5 protein-coding genes are annotated in these 19,368 nt (G+C 60.7%); all 5 read left to right on the top strand.

Annotated features, from left to right (window positions below; genetic code table 11):
• Positions 1–5 precede the first annotated feature (5 nt).
• The 5 genes from JTP94_RS11510 to JTP94_RS11490 all read left to right on the top strand — a co-directional run bounded on the left by JTP94_RS11510 (position 6) and on the right by JTP94_RS11490 (position 19,276).
• The gene (locus JTP94_RS11510) at positions 6–1,763 is read left to right on the top strand and encodes a ShlB/FhaC/HecB family hemolysin secretion/activation protein (RefSeq protein WP_204850622.1); all 1,758 of its coding nucleotides are present in this window, start codon (positions 6–8) and stop codon (positions 1,761–1,763) included.
• 103 nt (positions 1,764–1,866) lie between these two features.
• Positions 1,867–2,250 carry a hypothetical protein gene (locus tag JTP94_RS11505; protein WP_409456603.1) on the top strand — a complete coding sequence of 128 codons (384 nt, stop codon included), beginning with the start codon at positions 1,867–1,869 and terminating at the stop codon, positions 2,248–2,250.
• Between the two features lie 87 nt (positions 2,251–2,337).
• Positions 2,338–2,865, top strand: coding sequence for a hypothetical protein (locus JTP94_RS11500; protein ID WP_409456605.1), 528 nt, complete (start codon positions 2,338–2,340; stop codon positions 2,863–2,865).
• Between the two features lie 182 nt (positions 2,866–3,047).
• Positions 3,048–18,809 carry a hemagglutinin repeat-containing protein gene (locus tag JTP94_RS11495; protein ID WP_204850620.1) on the top strand — a complete coding sequence of 5,254 codons (15,762 nt, stop codon included), beginning with the start codon at positions 3,048–3,050 and terminating at the stop codon, positions 18,807–18,809.
• On the top strand, positions 18,809–19,276 hold the full coding sequence (locus JTP94_RS11490) for a hypothetical protein (RefSeq protein WP_204850619.1): 468 nt from the start codon (positions 18,809–18,811) through the stop codon (positions 19,274–19,276). Before JTP94_RS11495 ends, JTP94_RS11490 begins: the two co-directional genes overlap by 1 nt.
• Positions 19,277–19,368: the final 92 nt, after the last annotated feature.

Here is a 19,368-nt window from a genome sequence, read left to right as displayed (position 1 = left end):
AGCTCATGATGTCGGCATGGCGATCGGCTATCGCCCGAGGTGGTCCCAGCTCCACAGTGTTTTGCGTCACGCTGCTGGCGGCGGTCTTGGCTGCGTCGATGGCATCAGCCCAATCGCCAAACGACGATTTCGCACGCCGTCAGGCACAGCAGGCCGAGCAGCAGCGCCTCGAGGCCTTGGGCAGGATGACCCCGAAATCCTCTCCGGCCGAAGCCGCGCAGCCGGCTGCCGGGGGTGGCCAGAAGGCCGGCTCCTGCTTTGCGATCACGCATGTCGAAGTGGAAGGGGTCAAGCAGTTCAAGACCGCCATGATCGGCAAGATCACAGCGCCCTACACGAACCGTTGCGTCGGTGTCGGCGAGATCAACACGCTGTTGCGAGACTTGACCCACCTCTATCTCGACAAAGGCTTCGTGACCTCGCGCGTTTACGTGCCGGCCCAGGATATCGCCAGGACGAAGACATTGCGGCTGGTCGCTGTCGAAGGCACGCTGTCCGACATCTATGTCAACGGTAAACCGGCCCCCGGCTCCGGCATGCTCGCTACCGCCTTTCCAGGCATGAAAGGCGAGGTCGCCAATCTGCGCGACATCGAACAGGGCCTCGACCAGATCAATCGCCTGAGCTCCAACAGAGCAAAGACCGCAATGCTGCCGGGTCAGGCCAACGGTACATCCATCCTCAACGTCGAGAACAAGCCGGATCATCCCTGGCACCTCTCTTTCGGCAACAGCAATCTCGGTCAGGAGCAGACGGGCTATTCCAGGACGTCGACCTCCGTCGGTTATGACAATCTCTTTGGCCTCAACGATCAGTGGAACTTTGGCTACGAGCGCACCGGCCCGGATTATCCCTGGCGGAATGATGGTCAGGGCAGGAGCAACAGCTATAGCGGCAATGTCAGCCTTCCCTATGGCTACTGGACATTGTCGCTGAACGGCTCCTGGTATGGCTATGACAGTTCGGTTCCAGGGAATTTCGGAACGCTGCAAACATCCGGCAACAGCAAGCAGGTCGGCATTGGTGCCGACCGCGTGATCTTCCGCGACAAGGATTCGATCACCACCCTCAATAGCGGCCTGACCTACAAGGAAACCAACAACTTCCTGCTCGGCAACAAGATCGAGGTCGGCAGCCGCAAATATACGACCGGCGATCTCGGCATTTCGCATTCGCGCCGCATGTTGGGAGGGCTTTGGGTCTTCGACCTCTCCTACAGTCAGGGGCTCGATCTCTTTGATGCCGTCGCGCCCGGCGATACTGGGGCGGGGGATGCCGATCCTCGCTTCTCGAAGTTCAGCGGCACGATCACCATGACGCGGCCGCTTCAGATTGCTGACCAGCGCTTCGAGGTCAATTCGATCGTGACCGGACAATATTCCCCCGACAATCTGTTCGGGGCTGAACAGATCTCGCTTGGCGGCTATTCAACTGTCCGCGGCACGCGCGAGACCATGCTCTACGGCAACAACGGCTTCTTCGTCCGCAACGATCTCGCCTGGCGCACGCAGCCCTTCACTGAGAATGCCGCACTTGCCAAGATGTTCGGCGAGTTCCGTCCCTATGTCGGTCTCGACTACGGGCGGGTCGCCTCGCAGGCGCGCTATCGCATCGATGGCGGCGACATGTTCGGCTGGACTGTCGGCGCCAAGCTCGCCGGCGGCCATGTCAATTTCGATATCGGCTATTCGGACATATTGGGCGGCACGGTTGAGAAAAAGAATGGGGGACTGCTCTTCGTCAGCTCCTCCTTACGTTGGTGATTATAAATTTAAGAGGAAAATCATGGATTTGTTCATTCGGAAAGATAACAAGGCGGCCTCTACGATATTGCGCCCTGTAGCTGCACTTGTTTGTTGTGCAATCATGCTTTCGAGCTGTGGCGGGCGTGAGGCGCATCCGATCGCATCAACTAGTGCCGGCGACAGCGGGATCGATTGCAGCGGCATATCCCGCGAGTTCGCAGCCAATGAACGACAGATCCTTGCAACCGTCAAGGAGCGTTCACAAGCTCAAGGCAAAAACGTCATTCTAGGCGCCACCGGCGTTCTCCTCTTCTGGCCGGCTCTATTCTTCATGGATCCCAAATCCCCAGAGAAGGTCGAGATCGACGCCCTGCGCAATCGCAACCAGGTGCTGACGGACCTTGCCCGCTCGCGAAAGTGCCCGGCACCCAAGTCGCAATTGGATGAGATCTACAAAAGGCTCGACGGTGGCGTGAAGACGGCACCGGCCAAGAGAGACGGTTGAGGCGGCATGATGATGTACATGCGTTTGATGTCCGATATCGATGACTTTAAGGGGCGGTTGAAGCGATGCGTGTCTTGCATCATCAGCATGCTTCTCGTGACGATGCTTGCCTCTTGCGTCACCGCCGATCCGCGGCTGATTGCCGCCCTGCAACAGAGCTCGGTGCGCGAAATCCGCATCGAGACGGCGCCCGACGTGAAGATGACAGGCCTTTTCACAGAAGGTAAACCCGACCCGCAACTCTCCACAGTCGTCAGGGTGCTGAAAGGGAGCATGGAGAAGGAACTGGTCGGCCTACCCGGAGGTCCGACGCGAGCGCGGCTGGTCGTCACTCTGCATGTGGTCGATTTGGCCACCAAGGCGGGACGTATTCTCATTCACAGCGACAGCAACATTGCAGGAACGGTCAGGCTGGAAGACGTCAAGACTGGTCGCCTCATCGCAGAAACGTCCGCCGTAGCCGGTAATGGCGGCATGCGCGGCGAGGGGCTTGGCATAGTCGTGGCCATGGCTGTCAACGCAGCTTCGGCTGCGGGACCCGACGATATTCTGGCGCAACGGCTATCGACTGCATTCACGCAGCAGGTCAAGCAGTGGTTGCTGACGAAGAAGTAGCGCTGAGAGCGTCTGCCGCGGCGGGCTTCGTCTGCGGCAAACGACATAATTTGTTCGGAATGCATTTACCTCGAACACACGCCGAAGTTGACTTTTGTCTGAGGACCATGGTCTCGCTCTCGGCTACTTACCACAACTGCGGCGAGATTTGCTTGCCGCGCAAACAGCAGTGAAGGCGTGTAATGAGTAGGAAGGTCATGCTGCGTGGATCGGCGGTCACAACTGGGGGTACCGAAAGGACAAACAGTTTCCTGCCGCAGCTCGCGAGCCTTGTACACAAGTTGCTTGCCGTTACCCTCAGCACGCTTCTCTTTCTGCAGCCGGCGATTGCCAACGCCCAGTCCGTCTCTGCGGCTGGATCGGCACCATCAGCCAATCAGCCGAGCGTCGGTGCAGCGCCGAACGGCGTGCCGCTGATCGATATCGTCACGCCGAACGCGGCGGGTCTTTCGCACAACAAATACGACAATTTCAATGTCGGCACTCCGGGCCTCATCCTCAACAACTTCAATGGCGAGGTCGGCACGTCGAATCTTGGCGGCGTTACCCCCGGTAATCCCAACCTCAACCACTCCAGTCCCGCCTCCGTCATCCTCAACGAGGTCACCAGCGGCAATCGCTCGGCGCTGAACGGTCCCACCGAAGTCTTCGGTGGTAGAGCCGATGTGGTGATCGCTAACCCGAATGGAATCACCTGCAACGGCTGCGGTTTCATTAATACGCCGCATGCCACCTTGACGACCGGTGTGCCCAATATCGGCGGCGACGGAAGCCTGACGGGCTTCACCGTCAATAGCGGCGATGTCACCTTCGAGGGAGCCGGCGGCAATTTTGCAGCTGCTCCCGGCGCCGTCGATCTGTTCGACGTCGTCTCGCGCAACATCCATGTGAATGCTCCCGTTTACGGCAAGACGCTGCGGCTGACGGGCGGCGCCAGCAAATATGATTACGCCACTGGCGAGGCGACGGCGCTGACAGCAACGTCAGGCACGCCGGAATACGCCATCGACGGCTCAGCCCTTGGCGCGATGCAGGCGGACCGCATCAAGATCGTCGTCACCGAGAAAGGCGCCGGCGTCAACATGAGCGGCGACATGGCCGCCAATGCCGGTGAACTGTCACTGTCATCAGACGGCAAGATCTCGATCGGCAATGCCTCGGGTAGGGATGGTGTCACTGTCACCTCGAAGCAGAAGATCTCAGCCGCCAAGGTAACCTCGAAGCAGAAGGTGACGGTCCAGGCAGACCAGGGCGTCACGCTGCAGTCGGTGGCGGCCGATAGCGATATCGTGCTGTCGAGCGGCACGGACCTCTTGAGCGTGGCCAACGATACCAACAGCGCTGCCAGCGTGCAGCTGACGTCCGCCGGCGGTATCTCCGCCGGCAACGTGATCGCCGGCAGCGCCGCCTCGCTTTCGACCTCGGCCGGCAATGTCAGCCTGACGGGCGCTGCCAGTAGCAATGGCGCGCTGTCGATCACCGCGGCATCCGGTGCGATCTCGGCTGCCTCGCTATTGAGTTATGGCAATATTGGCCTAAACGCCGGCCTCGACATCGCCGTCTCCGGCAATGTGTTTGCGCAGGACAAGATGGCAGCCACCGGCCGTTCGATCTCGACCGGCATGATCGCCTCCGGGCTCGATATCGCCGCAACGCAGGCGGCAGCGAACGGCAAGACCGTGCTGGCCAACGCTGCAGACCTGCAATTGACGGCCAATGGCGGTGCGATTAGCACGGCCGGTCTGTTGTCGTCAGGCAATGTGACGGTCAACGCCGCCTCGCTCTCCGCCGACAGCTTGACGGCTCATGGCGGCGTCGACATCAATGCCGCGGCCGGTACGACAACCGCAAGCGGTCGCGTCGATGTCGCCGGCCAGTTTCTCGCCTCTGGTGACGTGTCCATCAATGGCCAAGGCATTCAGGCAACGACAATCGCCTCCGGCGTCGACTTCGCTGCCACCGATGCCGCTAACGGCATTCTCGTTCTCGATCCGTCCGGCACACTCGATTTGAAGGCTGGTACCGGCAGCATCGTTGTCGGCACGCTGCTGTCGGGCAGCAATTTCAACGCCCAGGCGGCCCTCCTGCAGGCAAATAACGTTACAAGCCACGGCGATATGAGCCTCGATGGCGGCGTCAATGTCGCCAATCAGTTGCTGAGTGCCGGCGACGTCACCATCAAGGGCAACGCCAATGGTGTGAACGTCGATCTTCTCGCCTCCGGCGTCGACTTTGCCGCGACCAAGGCTGCCGGCGGCAATATCGTGCTGACGCAGAGCGGCGATCTGACCGTCAACGACGGCACCGGCGCCGTCCAGGCAGGAACCATCCTTGCGGCCGGCACTATCGATACCACGGGCCAGACGATCACCGCCGATGCGATCACGGGCCATAAAGCAATCACGCTGTCCGGTGCGACCACTATCAGCGGTCAGATCCTCGGCGCCGGCAATGTCAGTGTCTCCGGCCCGAGTATCGCGGCCGACGCCATCGTCTCCGGAGTCGATATCGCCGCCACCGATGCGGCTGGTGGCAGGATCGTGCTTGGTCCGGCCGGGGCCGGCAATCTGACACTCTCCGCCTCGGGCTTGCTCAGCGCCGGCACGCTGTTGTCTTCAGGCGATTTGAATGCCAGTGCCGCAACCATCACGGCAGGCAATATCTCGGCTCATGACGACATGACGCTTGGTGGCGTCATTAGCGTTACGAACCAGATTCTCGGCGCTGGCAACGTCTCTATCACCGGTCAGAGCCTGTCAGTGCAAACCCTCGTTGCCGGCATCGACTTTGACGCCACGGACGCCGCCGGTGGCAATATCGTGCTCACATCCAGCGGCGACCTGACGGTTGCGGTCAACGGCGGCATCGCGGCTTCGACTATTCAAGCCGCCGGTGCCATCGATGTGAGTGGCACCGCTATCACTGCGGATACTGTCACCGGCCACAACGACATTACCATTTCCGGCGCAACCAGCACGACGACCGGAAGCGGTCGCGTGGATGTCACCGATCAAATCCTCGGTGCCGGCGACGTCAGCATCTCCGGGCCAAGCATCAAGGCCGGCGCCATTATTTCCGGTGTCAACTTCACGGCGACGGCTGCATCTGGCGGCGGCATCGTGCTCGCCAGCAGCGGCGATCTGACGCTTACCTCGGCCGGCAATATCGATGTCGGCACGCTGCTGTCAGCCGGGGATCTCCGTGCCTCCGGTTCGACTATCACCGCTGACAATGTCACGGCTCATGGCGACATGACACTCGGCGGCGTGATCAGCGTCACAGATCAGATCCTCGGGTCTGGTAATGTATCGATCACCGGCCAAAGCCTAGCGGCTCAGACGCTTGTCGCAGGCATTGATTTCGGTGCCACCAATGCCGCCGGCGGCAGTATCGTGCTTGGCCAATCCGGCGATCTGACAGTTTCGGTCAATGGCGCCGTGACGGCGCCAACTATACAGGCAGCCGGATACCTCGATGCGAGCGGTGGCACCATCACTGCGGATGCCGTTACCGGCCATAAGGACATCACGCTTTCCGGCGCTATCGGTACGACGGCCGGGAGCGGGCGCGTGGATGTCAACGGTCAAGTCCTTGGCGGCGGCGACATCAACATATCCGGCTCCAGCATCACCGCCGGCGCCATCGTTTCCGGTGTCGACTTCGCCGCGACGGCTGCTTCTGGCGGTGGCATCGTGCTCGCCAGTAGTGGCGATCTAAGCCTTACCTCGACTGGGGTCATCAATGCCGGCATGCTACTCTCTGCCGGCGATCTCAGTGCCAGCGGCACTACCATCACGGCTGATAATATCTCCGCCCATGGCGATATGACGCTTGGGGGCGCGATCAGCGTCACAGGTCAGATTCTCGGCGCCGGCAACGTATCGATCACCGGCCAGGGTGTCTCAGCGCAGACCCTCGTTGCCGGCATCGACTTTGACGCAACGGATACCGCCGGCGGCAATATCGTGCTGTCGCCGAGCGGCGATCTGACAATCTCGGTCAACGGCGCGGTGGCGGCCTCAACCATGCAGGTGGCGGGCAGTCTCAATGCGAGCGGGGCGGCCATCGCGGCCGATACCGTTACCGGCCACGGGGACATCACCCTTTCCGGCGCGACCGGCACGATGACAGGAAGCGGTCGCGTGGACGTTAGTGGTCAAGTCCTCGGCGGCAGCAACATCAGCATCTCCGGTTCCAGCATCAGGGCTGGCGCCGTTGTTTCCGGCGTCGACTTCGCCGGAATGGCTGCTGCTGCCGGCGGCATCGTCCAGACGACAAGCGGCGACCTAACGCTTGCCTCGACTGGGATCGTTAACGTCCGAACACTCCAATCGGCAAGCGCGCTTTCGGCGACGGGCACCACCGTCACCGCCGATGCTGTCACGGCTCATGGCGACATGACCCTCGGGGGCGCGATCAGCGTCGGCGGCCAGATTCTCGGCGCCGGCAACGTTCTGATCACGGGCCAGAGCCTGTCAGCGCAGACCCTTGTCGCCGGCCTCGACTTCGATGCCACCGACGCTGCCGGTGGCAATATCGTCCTCGGCCAAGCTGGCGACCTGACGGTTTCTGTCGGCGGCGGCATTGCGGCCTCGACGATACAGGCAGCCGGCGTCATCGATGCAACCGGCGCCACTGTCAGCGCCGACGCGATCACCGGTCACCAAGACATCACGCTTTCCGGCGCGCCCGGCACGACGACCGGAAGCGGTCGCGTGGACGTTAGTGGTCAGGTCCTTGGTGGGGGTGATGTCAGCATCTCCGGTTCCAGCACCCAAGTCAGTACCATCGTCTCTGGCGTCGATTTCGTCGGCACGGCTGCCGCCAATGGCAACATCGTGCTCGCCGCGGGCGGAGACCTGAATCTTTCCTCGAGTGGATCTATTGACGCCGGCACGTTGCTTTCGGCTGGTATTCTTCGTGCCAGCGGCTCGACCGTTACGGCGGACAGCCTTACGGCTCATGGCGACATCACGCTCGGTGGCGCAATCAGCGTCACAGATCAGATCCTCGGATCTGGCAATGTATCGATCACCGGCCAGAGCCTGAAGGCCCAGACTCTTATCGCCGGCATTGATTTCGACGCCACCAATGCCGCCGGCGGCAATATCGTGCTTGGCCAAACCGGTGATTTGACCGTGTCGGTCAATGGCGCCGTAGCAGCTCCAACCATGCAGGCAGCGGGCGTGATCGATGTCAGCGGCACGTCTGTGTCCGCAGGCTCGATCACCGGTCATAAGGATATCACCCTTTCCGGCGCAACCGCCATAGATGGTCAGGTCCTTGGAGGCGGCAGCGTCAGTATCTCCGGCTCCGCCATCAAGGCCGGCGCCATCGTCTCCGGTGTCGATTTCGCTACGACGGCTGCTTCTGGCGGCGGCATCGTGCTCGCCGGCAGCGGCGATCTCAACCTAACCTCGTCCGGCAATATCAATGCCGGCACACTGCTCTCCGCCGGCGATCTCAGTGCCGATGGTTCGACCGTGACCGCGGGCAGCCTTACGGTTCATGGCGACATCACGCTCGGCGGCGTCATCAACGTTACAGACCAGATCCTCGGGTCTGGCAACGTATCGATCACCGGTCAGAGCCTGAAGGCCCAGACTCTTATCGCCGGCATCGACTTCGGTGCCACCACTGCCTCCGGCGGCAATATCGTTCTTGGCCAGACCGGCGATCTGACAGTCTCGGTCAATGGTGCCGTTGTGGCATCGACCATGCAGGCGGCGGGCGTCATCGATGTCAGCGGCACGTCTGTCACCGCAGACTCGATCACCGGCCACAGGAATATCACCCTTTCCGGGATGGCAGCCGGTGGTGTGGATGTTACCAATCAAATCCTTGGTGGCGGCGACATCAGTGTCTCCGGATCAAGCATCAAGGCCGGGACGGTCGTCTCCGGTGTCGATTTCGCCGGGACATCCGCTGCTAACGGTAACATCGTCCAGACAGCAAGCGGCGATATTTCGTTGACGTCATCGGGTAGTATCAGCGCTGGCACGCTGTTATCGGCCGGCGATCTCAGTGCCGCCGGCTCGACCATCGGCGCTGATGTCGCGACAGCCCATGGGAATATCACGCTCGATGGCGCGACCAGCATTGGTGGCCAGATTCTTGGCGCCGGCAATGTGCTGATCACGGGTCAAAGCCTGTCCGCCCAGACCGTCGTCTCCGGCATCGACTTCGAGGCCACCACTGCGTCCGGTGGCGATATCGTGCTTGGTCAGACCGGCGATTTGACGGTGTCAGTCAACGGCGCCGTTGCGGCGTCGACCATACAGGCAGCTGGCGCCATCGACGCAAGCGGCGCAACCATTACTGCGGATGCCGTCACCGGTCACAAGGATATCACTCTTTCCGGCATAACCGGCAACACGACCGGAAGCGGTCGTGTGGATATCAATGGTCAGCTTCTTGGCGGGGGCGATGTCAGCATCACCGGCTCCGGCATCGCCGCCGGCGCCATCGTTTCCGGTGTCGATTTCGCCGGAACGGCTGTCGCCGGCGGCAATATCGTGCTCGCTGCCAGCGGCGATCTGACGTTTGCCTCCGCCGGCAATGTCAGCGCCGGCACGCTGTTGTCGGCCGGTAATCTCAGTGCCGCCGGCGCGACCATCGTCGCCGATGCCGTCACGGCGCACGGCGCTGTCACGCTCGATGGCGCGACCACTGTTAATGGCCAAATTCTCGCCGCCGGCAATGTGCTGATCAGCGGGCAGAGCCTCACCGCCCAGACCGTGGTCGCGGGCATCGACTTCGATGCCACCAATGCGGCTAGTGGCGATATCCTGCTTGGCGGGACCGGCGACCTCACGGTCGCAGTCAGCGGTAACGCCAAGGCATCGACGATCCTTGCTGCCGGTACTGTCGACGCCAGTGCCAATACGATCAGCGCCGATGCCGTCACGGCTCGTGGCGATATCACGCTTTCCGGTACGACCAGCACGACGACCGGAAGCGGTCGCGTGGATGTGAATGGTCAGATTCTCGGTGCAAATGACGTTAGCATCTCCGGGTCGAGCATCACGGCCGGCGCCATCGTCTCCGGCGTCGATTTCGCCAGAACGGCTGCGGCCGGCGGTAATATCATCCAGACATCAAGCGGAGACGTCCGGTTAAGCTCCGCCGGAAACATCACACTCGGCACGCTTCTGTCGGCCGGCGATCTTACCGCCGAAGGCGCCAATTTCACGGCGGGCAGCTTGACCGCCCATGGCGACATCGACCTGAAGGCCAGCGGCACGACGACCGCAAGCGGTCGCGTGGATGTTAGCGGCCAGGTGCTGTCGGCCGGCGACCTCGCCGTCAACGGCAATAGCCTCAGCGCCGGCCTCCTCGTTTCCGGCGTCGATTTTGCGGCAACCGAGGTGAGCGGCGGCAATATCGTGCTCGCGCAGTCCGGCGCCATGGACCTTACCGTCTCTGGTAACGCCGTCGCCGGTACGATCCTGTCGGCGGGCGATTTCACGGCGAAAGCGGCAGATCTCACGGCCGATAGCATCACCAGTCACGGCAAAGTCGGCATTCTCGGCGACGTCGATGTGACGAACCAGATTCTCGCGGCTGGCAATCTTACGCTCAATGGCGGCAGCATCACCGCGCCCGTCCTGATCTCCGGTATCGATTTTGCTGCCACCAATGCGGCCGGCGGCAATATCGTGCTGGGCCAGACCGGCGCCATGAGCCTCACCGCGACAGGCAATATCGTTTCTCAGACGATGCTTTCGGCCGGCGATGTTGCGATAGAGGCGGCCGATCTTTCGGCTGACAGCCTGACCGGACACGGCAATGTTGGCATTGTCGGCAACGTCGATGTGAGCAATCAGGTCCTTGCGGCCGGTAACCTCACCATCAACGGCGCTAGCATCAGCGCGCCGATCCTGATCTCCGGCATCGACTTTGCCGCCACCAATGCCTCCGGTGGCAATATCGTGCTCGCATCGTCCGCGACGATTGCAGGCAATCGCGCTGGCGATATGAGCCTTACCGCCACCGCAGGCATTGCGACATCGACCATGCTGGCGGCCGGCGTGGTCGACGCCAACGCCACCACGATCACTGCCAACGCTGTTACCGGGCATGACAACATCACGTTTGCAGGCGGCAGTAGCGTCAACGTCACAGGCCAGCTGCTTGGAGCGAGCAACGTCTCGCTCTCCGGCCAAACCGTCCAAGTGGGTCAAGCCATTACCGGCGTCGACTTTGCTGCCACCGCGCAATCGTCGAATGGTGCCATCGTTCTCGGATCTGGTGGCAACCTCGACATCAATGCGGGAAGTGCCACGGCGGGCACGCTGATCGTGGCAGGCGGCCTCGATGTGGCGGCGAGCGCCTTTACGGGCGGCAACATCACAAGCCACGGCGCAGTCTCGATCGGTTCGTCCAGCAGTCCTGGCGCGGTTGCGATCAACGGCCAGCTCCTCGGCGCAAGCGACGTCTCGGTCACCGGATCGGGCATCAGCGGCAATGTCATCGTCGCCGGCGTCGATTTTGCCGCAACCAGCCAATCGGCAACCGGCAATATCGTCCTCGGCCAGGCCGCGACGATTGCAGGCAATCGCGCTGGCGACCTCACCTTGAAGGCCACGTCTGGCAACGCAACCGTCAACAGCCTGATGGCGGCCGGCAGCATCACGGTCAATGCGGCAAACAATGTCAGCGCTAACGCCGTCGCCCATGGCGACCTGACGATCGCCGCCGGCAACGCCATCACGCTCACTGGCCAGTCGCTCGGCGCAGACAATGTCAATCTCGCTGCTCGGTCGATCACCGTCGATACGCTGGTGTCCGGCGTCGATTTTGCCGCCACCAATGCGTCGTCCAACGGCAGCCTCATGCTGCAGCGCTCGGGCACCATGACGCTTGCCGCTTCGAACGGCAGCATCAATGCCAACTCGCTGCTGTCGGGCGGCAATCTTTCCGCCACCGCCACGCAAAATATCGGCTATTCCAGCCTGCAGAGCCTTGGCAACGCCGCGCTCACGGCGCCTGGCACCATCGCCTATACCAGCACCACCCGCGTCGGCGGTAGTCTAACGCTTAACACTGGTGCGCTGGATCTTTCCGGCGCCAGGGGCAGCCGCATCGTCGGCGGCGGCACGCTGATCGTCAACGCGTCCTCAGCCAACCTCTCAGGCAGCAATCTCGTCTTCGGCGGCCTGGCGCTCAATCTTTCCGGCAGCGCCGATCTCACCAATGCGCAAGTCAGCACGGTCACCAATGCCGGCGGCTCCGGCGATATCTCCATCTCTGCCGGTGGTTTGACGACAAACGCCAATACCGAGCTGCTTGCCGCTCGCGACCTGACGCTTACCCTGCCGTCGCTCGGCAATACCGGGCAATTTGCTGCCGGCAACAACATCACCTTCAACATTGCCGGCGACCTCGCTAATACCCCGAGCGGCCTCGTCTTTGCCGGCAACAACGCCAACCTCTTCGTCGGCGGCACGCTCACCAACAACCAGGGCGCCATTCTGTCCGGCAACGGCCTTGTCATTGCGGGGCCTGGTGGCGGCCAGCGCAATGGCGCCGTCGTCAACATCGCCGGTCTCCTTCAGTCCGGCGGCAACATGTCGATCCTGACCAACGGACTGACCAACACCACGACCTCCGGACCGGCGATTCAGCGCAATGTGCAGGTCTCCAACACCATCCTCAGTGCCTACGACCTTATCACTAGGACCTATGAGTGCCAGACACGCTGCGGCACCGGCTCGGGGCAGCACGAGCCAACATATGGTTGGACCCAGACAATCGACCAACTGGTCAGCCAGATCGTCTCGGAGGATCAGCTGATCAGCGGTGCCGGTCCCTCCGCTAAGATCCGCGCCGGCGGCGCCCTCACAATCAATGCCACCAATCTGACGAATGCCTACAGCTCGATCAAATCCGACAGCGATATGGTGCTCACCGTCGCGGGCACGCTCACCAATGATGGCGCGACGCTGAACCGCACGACGCAGACGGTCTGCGACAGTGCCACGCCCTGCCAATATTATCCGGATGTCATCTCCTCTGATACCACCGAGGGCGGGCCAGATTGCAGCGGTCCCAACCGTCCCTGCATCGGTAGCAACGACCCGACACTCACCTATTCGGACAACCCCAACGGTAATCGTGACGCTTCGAGGGACCTCGCCGCCGGCACGACGGTGACGGTGCAAGCGATCGGCGCCATCTCGGGCGTCATCCAGGCACGTGGAGCGCTTGCCATTAATGGTGGCGGCGCTGTCAACAACGTCGCGTCCAATGGTTCGATCGCCGGTCAGGTGGCAATCGACGCGCCCGCCACGCAGAGCAATCCGCTGGGCGCCTTGAACAGCATGACGGCCGGTGGCGCCTTGTTCAACGTCAACGCCGCGCTTGCGGGCGTCGCCTCCAATGGCGGCGCAACCGTTGGCAGCGGTCCGTCGATTGCAGCCAGCGGCCCGACGATCGGTTCCGGACCGGCAATCAGCGGCAACAACCTGATGGCCAGCGATGGCGCCTCGATCAGCGGCGGCAGTTTGACGGCAAATGGCAGCGCTTCGATGACCGGCAACGGGGTGACCGCTGCTACCGGTACCTCGATTAGCGGCAGCAGCCTGACGGCAGCTGGTAGTGCCTCGGTGACTGGCAACAACCTCACGGCGGTTGGCAATGCTTCGGTCAGCGGCAATGGCCTGACAGCAGCCGGCGGCACGTCGATCAGCGGTACCGGCGTGACGGCTGCCAACGGTCCTTCGATCGGTTCGAACAATCTGACGGCTGGCGTCGCCTCGGCCAATCCCAACAGCCTGATGGGCAAGCTCACCGCTGCCATCGGCAACAGCGGCAATCTTGCCCAGGTGCTGCAGGTGAACGGCGCGCAGCTTGCCGCGCTCGCCAAGCCGCAATCAGGCGGCGTCGGCGGCACGGCGCCGGGTCAGGTTTTCCTGTTCGAGACGCGGGCGGCCTTCCTCGACGTATCGAAATTCTACGGCTCGGGATACTTCATCGACCGGATCGGCTATACGCCCGAGACCCAGGTTCCCTTCCTGGGGGACGCCTATTTCGACAACCAGCTCGTCGACGAGCAGATGCGGCAACTGGTCGGCGACGGCCTCGGTGCCGGTTCCTTCATCCCCGGCGACAATGCCACCGACCAGATGAAGACGCTGCTCGACAATGGCGTGGCTTACGCCGAGGCAAATGGTCTTGCGCTCGGCCAGGCGCTCAGCCCGGAACAGGCCGCGTCGCTGACCCAGTCCATGGTGATCTACCAGACCGAGATCGTCGACGGCGCACCGGTGCTCGTCCCGGTCGTCTATCTCTCGGCCGCCGACCGGGCGAAGACCACCTCCGCCGCCGCCATGTCAGGCAACACGGTCAGCATCGACGCAGGCTCCGTCGACAATTCCGGCGCCATCGCCGCGGCCGACGGCATGACCATCAACGCCACCAACATCAAAGCGAACGGCGGCGCGTTCCTTTCCGGCGGCGATATGAATCTCAACGCCACCAGCGGTATCACGCTCGCCGCGCAGACCATGAACATCGGCGGTCAGACGGTGGTCGCCGCCAATGGCGGCATAACAGCCGGTGGCAATCTGAAGGTCGATGCCGGCGCCGGCAGCTTGACGCTTGCCGGCACCAAGGTGACGAGCGGCGGCTCCGCGCAACTTTCCGGCCAGACCGTGACGATCGGCGCCGTCAAGCAGGACAATGGCGGCGTCCAAACGCTGGTTGGCACCACGGTGACGACGGGCGGTAATCTGAGCATTGCCGGCACGAGTGGCGTCAACATCATCGCAAGTTCCGCCAAGGTCGGCGGCGACCTGTCCGTCCTCTCCTCGAACGGCGCGGTCAACATCATCTCCGCCGGTGTGGAGAACACCGTTGTCAGCAAGGATCGGCTAAGCCTTGCTCAAGGCGGCACCGTCACCACGACCACCAGCCTGACGCAACAGGGATCATCGCTCATCGCCGGTGGCGCCATGCTGGTGTCTGGCAATCAGGGCGTGCTGATCGGCGGCTCGTCGCTCGACGCCAAGGGCAATCTCGGCATCGTCTCGCAGAACGGCAATATCGCGATCACGGCGTCTCAGGACCAGACGACGAGCCAGTCGAAGACGATCGCCGGCGCTGCCAACGACTACAAGGGCGGCCAATCGTCCTCGACCTCGGTGACCAGCAGCGGCTCGTCGATCACCTCGGAGAACGGTAGCGTCACAGTTGAGGCCGACGGCGGCAATATCAGTGTCATCGGCTCGGATCTTGCCGCCAAGGGCGGCTCCGCCAACCTCATCGCCAAGGGCGATGTCACCATAGGTGAGGCAACCGACACTGCCTCGTCTTCCAGCCAATCCGGTTCGAAGAAGGCCACCGAAGCAACGACCACGGCAGACGGCTCGTCGATTTCGGGCCAGACCGGGGTAAATATCGCCTCTACCGGTGGCAATGTCACCATCTCGGCATCGCAAGTCGCCGCCGGCGACGCCACCCATACGGCTGACGCCAATATCCAGGCCGCCGGCAACATCGTCATCGCTTCCGGCCAGGATACGGACGAGACCACGTCCGACAGCAAGTCGAGCGGCTTCCTGTCTTCCTCGAAGACCCACACACATACCTATGACGAAGACACCGTCGGCTCCTCCATCTCCGCCTCCGGCAACATCACCGCCAATGCCGGCGGCGAGACCGTCGTCTCCGGCTCGGATATGGCTGCGGGCGGCAATCTCAGCCTCTCCGGTTCGACCGTTACCGTCATGGGAGCGGAGGAAGAGCACGAGAGCGACAAGCAGACCAAAAAGTCTGGCATCGGCGTCGGCTCCGGCGGCGGGTTTATCTCGATCTATGGATCGAAGGATTCGAAGAGCAGCCAGAGTGAGACCGACAATATCGGCTCGACGCTCTCGTCAGGCGGCACGACGACGATTACGTCCACACAAGGCGACGTCAACATCTTCGGCTCGTCATCGCATTCTGGTGACGGCACGGTGATTTCCTCGGCGCGCGACGTCAACATCGCGCCGGGTGCGGAAGATCAATCCTCGTCCAGCGAGACCAAGCGTTCCGGCTTCGGCATCAACTTCTCCTCCGGCAGCGGCAGCGTGTCGATCGGCATCGGCGTCGGTACTTCGGAAGAGAAGCGTTCGAAGGACGCCAACATCAATGCGGTGAGCTCGCTCGACAGCGATGGCGGCATCACTATCCTTGCCAACCGCAACATCAACGATCAGTCCGGCCAGATTGCCGCCAATGGCGCGGTCGACCTGATCGCAGGCGACAGCGTCAACATGCTCTCGAGCAACGACGTTACTAATGCTTCCGAGATGCAGAAGAAGAGTTTTGCCGGCGTCAGCATCACGGTGTCGTCATCGCTGATATCGGCCGGTCAAAGCGCCGCGCAAGCAGCCGATACCCTTTCGAGCGACAACAGCGTCTACGGCATCGCTCCCGCGGTGCTGGCCGGGGTCAATGGCTACAAGGCCCTCCAAAGCATCATTCCAAATCCCGATACTGGCAAGACCACCGGCAATTTCGCCTCGATCTCGATCACTGCCGGCTACAGCTTCAGCGAAAGCTCGTCGCAATCGACGAGCTCAATTCCGGTTCCGCCTACGATCAGCGGTAGCTCGGTCACCATCATTGCTCAATCCGGTGATGTTGTCGGCCGTGGTGTACAGATCAACGCTGGTGTCGGCAAAGACGGCCAGGCCACGACGGCGTCCGATGATCCCAACAACGGCAATGTGTTGATCTCGGCGGCGGGCAATGTTGATCTCGAAAGCGTACAGGCGACCAGTGATAGCAAGAGCAGCAGCAAGTCGGGTAGCGCCAGCATCGGCTATAGCTGGAACCTAGGGGCTCAACCAAGTGCCGGCTTTGCCGCAAGCGGTAGCTATGGCAGTGACAAGTCCAACGGCAGATCGGTCACGCAAGTCAACACCAATGTCAGCGGCACCGGCACTGTGAATGTCATTGCCGGTGATACTTTGACCCTGGCGGGTGGGGTGCTCTCTGGCGATACGGTCAATGCCAGTGCCGCGAACGGCATTGTCATTGAAAGCCGCCAGGACATCGCAACCTATGACGAGAAGACGCAGAGCGCCTCCCTTAGTATCGGACCGAGCCCAAAGGGTTCAGTCATTGGTGGGGGTTATAGCCAAGGCACAATCACTGGAGACTATGCCAATGTCTCCCAGCAGAGCGGCATCTTTGCCGGTTCCGGCGGCTATCATGTCAGCACCGATGGCACCATCGAACTTATCGGTGGCTTCATCGGCTCGACTGCCGATCCGACGAACAACGATCTCTATGCTAATCAGATCCTCTATTCCAACATCGATAATTCGATGTCGGCGTCATCAGGTAGTTACGGCGTAAGCCTAATCGGTCCAGGCATCCCCATCCCTGTCGTGGCTCAGCCGGCAAGGCAGGACGATCATGGCGAAACGCTGGCAACAATTACACCCGGCAACTGGAATCTGACGAATCAGAGCCAGGACCTCTCTGCTCTCAACACCGATGTCTCCAAGGCCAGCAGCACCGTCGACCCGTTTGATATCGACAAGCTGAAAGCCCAACAGCAGAGTGCCGCGGCATTGTCACAACTTGCCAATACGGCGATTGGTTCGCTCGCTAACCAAATGCACTGGGAAGAAGGCAGTCCCGAGAAGGTCGTCCTACATGCGGTAGCAGCCGCAGTCGTCGCGCAGCTTGCTGGCGGCAGTCCCGCCCAAGCGGCGGCGGGGGCGGGAGTAGAAGAGATCGCCAACGGCATTTTGCAGAGCGTCCTGGGATCCGATTCGTCTATCAAGCTCAACGATACTGACAAGATAGCAATTAGTGAATGGGCGGCAATGCTGATCGGCGCAGCGGCCGGTGGAACGCAAGGCGCGGCTGCGAGCCTGGATAACTACAACTACAATTATCTGTATCACCAAGAGGCGCTCTATCGGGAAAAGGCGAAACAACAACTTGATGAATGCAATCAAGAAGGCACGACATGCTCTGACAGCAAGATTGCATCGCTACAGGAGCAGATCGGCTATTGGGATCAGCTCGACACCCAACGCGACACAAATTTAATCGATGCTTGCACTGCGAACCGGACAGGGTCTGCCTGCGTTGCCGCTGTCACTGATGCGTTAAAGGCGGTGGAATATCTCCGCGATCCCGCGGATCCGCTGATGAATCCGTCGACGGTAGCGCCCGGTGGCTATGCCGATATGGAAATGCGCTTGGTCAATGGCCGGTTCGGCGGTTTGGCGAACCAGGATGTTGCAACGGCTGTTTATGCCGAGCGCCTTCAGACCATCGCGCTACTGAGCCAATACCAGGATTCTGTTCAGGCGGCGCTTCAGGGCTATGTCAATCAATCCATCATCAATGCCGCCGTCGCAGTCCTGACTTTTGGTGTGACAGAGAAGTTCAACCAGAACGGAAATAGCGTCGGTGGATCAAAAGGATCGGCGACCGACACTCCAGATGGAGGAAGCGACGTTCCAACAAACAATCCTCCGAAAACAATTCCCTATACTCCGGAGGGAAACATGACGCGCCAACCCGACGGAACACCTCTATGCGGTGTTGCTTGCTGCTGCATGGTCGTTAGCGATGCTACAGGAAAACCTCTTGATCTATCGTCTATTTTTAATCAGTTCTCAGAAATCCGGCAGGGTGGTGTTAACGTACTAGACATGAGTCAAGTGCTTGATAACAACGGCGTTAGCAATTCGCTGTTGTTGAAGATAACACAATCTGATCTCAATGCCGCCTTGGCGGCTGGGAACGAAGTTATCGTGCAAGTTCCGGCAGGCACAGGCTATCATTTCTTGATCGTGGATGGAGCGAAAACCGTAGACGGAGCGAATTACTATTTGACGCGTGATCCATTCACGGGTCCGCGAGGAGTTCTCTCCGACTTGTTGGGGTCAGCGTTGTCAGGAAACGCCATAATAATTAAGGGAGCAAAATAATGAATGTGAAAGAAATAATACAGAAATTTTCGGAAATTGAAGCTGAAACGGTCAATGTAACCGGATGGCTGACGCTGGTGCGCGGCTATCTTTATTTGCTTGATTTCGAGGATGTCGAAGCATCTAACCGCGTGACGTCAAATTTTAACGAAAACTCATTAGAGTTTGTGGCAAGGTTGAAAATAAATAATAATGATATTGCTTACGTGATAAGAGATTGCATTATGCCACTAGGAGGTGGGTACAGCTTTATATTTCACCGTTCACGTATGAGCGGAATATTGTCTAAAGGCGAGAAGGAAACGGTTGAGATAAGTCCTTTGACGTTGGCGATAGAAGACAGTATCGGTGAAGAATATAAGCAAATAAAATTGGACGATGAGACCATATCGTCCGCTAAGGCAAAACACCAGAATCTGCCTATTGGAGAAAAATCGATTAATATAACGGGTGATTGGCTAGATTGACAAAGTAACAACCGGAAGGGCGATGTCACGTTGTCAGCCGTTTAACGGTTTGGCCTGGAGTGCGAAGGCACGCTGGTTAAAATGGTACCATC

The organism is Martinezella lusitana (genome assembly GCF_016901135.1).
GTDB classification, from domain to species: Bacteria; Pseudomonadota; Alphaproteobacteria; order Rhizobiales; family Rhizobiaceae; genus Rhizobium; species Rhizobium lusitanum_D.
This window is presented reverse-complemented; position numbering and strand designations above follow the sequence as displayed.

Excerpts from the sequence above, each read along its gene's own strand:
- JTP94_RS11500 (WP_409456605.1), top strand. The coding sequence starts at position 2,338 with ATGCTTCTCGTGACGATGCTTGCCTCTTGCGTCACCGCCGATCCGCGG.
- JTP94_RS11510 (WP_204850622.1), top strand. The coding sequence starts at position 6 with ATGATGTCGGCATGGCGATCGGCTATCGCCCGAGGTGGTCCCAGCTCC.
- JTP94_RS11495 (WP_204850620.1), top strand. The coding sequence starts at position 3,048 with ATGAGTAGGAAGGTCATGCTGCGTGGATCGGCGGTCACAACTGGGGGT.
- JTP94_RS11490 (WP_204850619.1), top strand. The coding sequence starts at position 18,809 with ATGAATGTGAAAGAAATAATACAGAAATTTTCGGAAATTGAAGCTGAA.
- JTP94_RS11505 (WP_409456603.1), top strand. The coding sequence starts at position 1,867 with ATGCTTTCGAGCTGTGGCGGGCGTGAGGCGCATCCGATCGCATCAACT.